This is a genomic window from Duganella vulcania (genome assembly GCF_009857655.1).
GTDB lineage: Bacteria > Pseudomonadota > Gammaproteobacteria > Burkholderiales > Burkholderiaceae_D > Rugamonas > Rugamonas vulcania.
This window is the reverse complement of record NZ_WWCX01000200.1, coordinates 1-3,262: the sequence shown is the minus strand read 5'-3', so window position 1 is coordinate 3,262 and position 3,262 is coordinate 1. Positions and strand designations below refer to the sequence as shown.

Annotated in this window: 4 protein-coding genes and 1 pseudogene; 4 read left to right on the top strand and 1 reads right to left on the bottom strand. The window is 68.0% G+C overall.

The genetic code is table 11. The annotated features are described in order from the left end of the window. The first annotated feature begins 111 nt into the window (after positions 1 to 111). Complete coding sequence (locus GTP90_RS35135; protein ID WP_161087847.1) at positions 112 to 1,176, top strand: MBL fold metallo-hydrolase; 1,065 nt, start codon at positions 112 to 114, stop codon at positions 1,174 to 1,176. Positions 1,177 to 1,191: 15 nt separating this feature from the next. Here GTP90_RS35135 and GTP90_RS35130 read toward each other — a convergent pair whose 3' ends face one another. After that, positions 1,192 to 1,620: a thioredoxin family protein gene (locus tag GTP90_RS35130; RefSeq protein WP_161087846.1), complete on the bottom strand. Its 429-nt coding sequence runs from the start codon at positions 1,618 to 1,620 to the stop codon at positions 1,192 to 1,194. Between the two features lie 97 nt (positions 1,621 to 1,717). Here GTP90_RS35130 and tsaB point away from each other — a divergent pair, with 97 nt between their 5' ends. The 3 genes and pseudogenes from tsaB to GTP90_RS35115 all read left to right on the top strand — a co-directional run. Then, positions 1,718 to 2,419 (top strand): tRNA (adenosine(37)-N6)-threonylcarbamoyltransferase complex dimerization subunit type 1 TsaB, encoded by a 702-nt coding sequence (tsaB, locus tag GTP90_RS35125; RefSeq protein WP_161087845.1) that lies wholly within the window; start codon positions 1,718 to 1,720, stop codon positions 2,417 to 2,419. Next, positions 2,416 to 2,886, top strand: coding sequence for a ribosomal protein S18-alanine N-acetyltransferase (rimI, locus tag GTP90_RS35120; RefSeq protein ID WP_161087844.1), 471 nt, complete (start codon positions 2,416 to 2,418; stop codon positions 2,884 to 2,886). The genes tsaB and rimI overlap by 4 nt, the downstream gene beginning before the upstream one ends. After that, positions 2,883 to 3,262, top strand: a pseudogene (locus GTP90_RS35115) (uracil-DNA glycosylase); the annotation flags it as partial. The gene rimI and the pseudogene GTP90_RS35115, both read left to right, overlap by 4 nt.

The window sequence follows — 3,262 nt, the reverse complement described above, 5'->3', positions numbered from 1 at the left end:
CAAGTCTGACATTCGGACACGGCCTCTGCCGTAGCGGCGCCGCTACGGCAGAGGCCGTGTCCGAATGTCAGACTTGACCCCAAAGTTGCTTTTTTTTAGGGACCTGTCATTATGATTTTTCGCCAACTATTTGACCCGACGTCTTCCACCTACACCTATCTGCTGGGCGACGGCGGAGAGGCGCTGCTGATCGATCCGGTCTACGAGCAGGTGCCGCGCGACATGGCGTTGCTCAAGGAGCTGGGCTTGCGCCTGCTGGCCACGCTCGATACCCACGTCCACGCCGACCACGTCACCGGCGCCTGGCGCCTGCACCAGAGCTGCGGCAGCGCCATCGCGCTGGCGGCGGCGGCCGGCGCGGAGCTGGCCGACCGGCCGCTGCGCCACGGCGATCGCATCGATTTCGGCAGCCGCCACCTGACCGTGCGCGCGACGCCCGGCCACACCAACGGCTGCCTGACCTTCGTGCTGGACGACGAGAGCATGGCCTTCACCGGCGACAGCCTGCTGATACGCGGCTGCGGCCGCACCGATTTCCAGCAGGGCAGTCCGCAGCAGTTGTTCGCCTCGGTGCGCGGGCAGATCCTGTCGCTGCCGGAAACCTGCCTGCTCTATCCGGCCCACGATTACCGCGGTATCACCGTGACTAGCGTGGCCGAGGAGCGCCGCTTCAATCCGCGCCTGGGCGGCGACGTGGACGAGGGCGATTTTGCGGGACACATGAACAACCTCCACCTGCCGCATCCAAAGCTGATCGCGGTGGCGGTGCCGGCCAATATGCGCTGCGGCCAACCGGAGGGCAACGCGCCGCCGCCGGACACGCCGGACTGGGCGCCGTTGACGCTGCGCTTCAGCGGTGTGTGGGAGATCGAGCCGATGGTCCTGCTGGAGCACGCGGCCGAAGTGCAGATCGTCGACGTGCGCGAGGCGCCCGAGTTCATCGACCAGCTGGGACACCTGGAAGGCGCGCGGCTGGTGCCGCTGTCGCAGCTGATGGACCGCGCGGGCGAGCTGGATAAGAACCGGCCGGTGGTGGCGGTGTGCCGCTCGGGCGTGCGCTCGGCCCAGGCCAGCGTGCTGCTGGCCAAGGCCGGCTTCAGCAAGGTCGCCAACCTGGCCGGCGGCATGCTGCGCTGGAAGCTGGAGGCATTGCCGGTGGCGTCCGACAGCTTCTGATTGCTGGCCGGAGGTTCAGGCCAGCGCGTTGCGCATCAGGGTGCGCAGGTTGCAATCGGCCTGCCAGCCGATGCGCTCCTCGCTGCTGGCGGCCAGCGCGGCCAGTTCGGCGTCGCTCTGCGCGGACTGCGCCAGCACCAGCCGGTGCGCCAGTCCGGCGTCCGGCAGCATGGTGCCGAAAAACGCCACCAGTTCGTGGTGCTGGATCAGCAGGGTAGGGAAGTTGTCGACGTCAAGGTCGCCCACCACATCGGCATGGTCCTCGATGTCGATCCAGACGAACAGCTTGTCCGGATGGCGCCCGGCCACCTCCTCGAACGTGGCGCGGTAGGACGCGCAGGTGCCGCACCAGGCCGCGCACAGGCAGGCCACGATCCAGCGGTCGCCGGCCAGGGCGGTGGCGATCTCTTCGCGATTGTCGGAATTGAGGGTCAAACTGTGCATGATATGGGTCGGCTAACGGCGGCCTCTGCGCCTAAGAGGCGTATTCTACATCCCCGCGCGGGGTCGCGCCTGCCAGCCCGGCAGGTTAAAATACGCCATGCCTATTATTCTTGCCATTGAAACCTCCTCCGAACTGGCCTCCGTCGCGCTGCTGCGGGGCGAGAGCGTCATCAGCCGCGTGTCCTCGGGCGTGCGCACCCATTCGCAATCGGTGCTGCCGATGATACAGGAGCTGCTGGCCGAAGCCGGTATCGCCTTGAAAGACTGCGACGCCATCGCCTTCGGCTCCGGCCCCGGTTCGTTCACCGGCGTGCGCACCGCTTGCGGGATCGCGCAGGGCCTGGCCTTCGGCGGCAACCTGCCGGTGGTGCCGGTGGTCACGCTCGACGCGATGGCGCTGGCTTGCCATCAGCGGCACGGCGCCAACGAGGTGCTGGCGGTGCTCGACGCGCGCATGGGCGAGGTGTACTGGGCACAGTATCGCTTCGCGGGCGGCGCGGCGCCGGCGCCGGTGCTGCCGCCCGCGCTGTCGGCGCCCGAGGCCGTGCAGCCGCAGGGTGCACCGGTCGCTTGCGGCAACGGCTTGTCGGCCTATGCCGAGGCGTTTGCCGGCGGCGGCTTTGCCGAGGTGATGCCGCATGCGGAGCAGATCGCGCAGCTGGCGGCCATCGCGCTGGCGGCCGGCCGGACGGTGACGGCGGCCGAGGCACAGCCTCTGTATTTGCGCAACAAGATCGCCTACACGCAGGCGGAGCGGCGCGACATGGCGGCCGCCAAGGCTGCCGAGGGTGGCGCATGAAGCAGGTGTGGGATCTGGCGCGGCTCAATTACGAGCCGATGCAGCAGGCCGATTTGCCCGATGTGGTGGCGCTGGAGGAGAGCGTCTATCCGCATCCATGGAGCATGGCCAACTTCATCGATTCGCTCAACAGCAATTACGAGGCGTGGGTGCTGCGCGACCAGCAGGGCGATTTGCTGGGCTATTTCCTGCTGATGGCGATCGTCGACGAGGCGCATTTGCTCAACGTCGCGGTGTCGGCGGAGAAGCAGGGGCAGGGCCTGGGGCGCTTCCTGCTGAACCAGGCCGTGGCCTGCGCGCGCGGGCTGGGCATGGAGTCGGTGTTGCTGGAGGTGCGGCCATCGAACACGCGGGCGCTGGAGATTTATGAGCGCTACGGATTTAAACAGATCGGTCGGCGCAAGGGCTACTACCCGGCCGCCAACCAGCAACGCGAGGACGCAATCGTTATGCGGTTCAGTTTATGAGTCAGACGATGGCCAGGAGTGCCGTGTTCCTCGATGAGATGGGCGTGGGCGTGCAATGGAAATTGCGCAATCCGTCCTTGGCCGGCGAGCCTGTCGCGCAGGAAGTGCAGGCCGGGGAGCCGATGCCGGTGATGGTTGAAGCGCCGCCTGCGCGCAGCGTCGAGCCGGTGCCGGTTGCTGACGCACTGCCGCAGCCAGCCCCGGCGCGGGAGCCGGAGCCCATGCCCGCAATGGCCCCCGCGCCATCGCCTGCGCCGGCCGTCATGGCATCGTCCGCGCCCCCCGCCATGCCATCGCATGCATCGTCCGCCGCGCCATCTTCCGCGCCATTCTCGCCGGCCGCTGTGGCGTCTGCCGCGCAGGCCGGCGCGTCGTC

Coding starts and splice junctions, on each gene's coding strand:
- rimI (WP_161087844.1), top strand. CDS start 2,416: ATGAAGCAGGTGTGGGATCTGGCGCGGCTCAATTACGAGCCGATGCAG.
- GTP90_RS35135 (WP_161087847.1), top strand. CDS start 112: ATGATTTTTCGCCAACTATTTGACCCGACGTCTTCCACCTACACCTAT.
- GTP90_RS35130 (WP_161087846.1), bottom strand. CDS start 1,620: ATGCACAGTTTGACCCTCAATTCCGACAATCGCGAAGAGATCGCCACC.
- tsaB (WP_161087845.1), top strand. CDS start 1,718: ATGCCTATTATTCTTGCCATTGAAACCTCCTCCGAACTGGCCTCCGTC.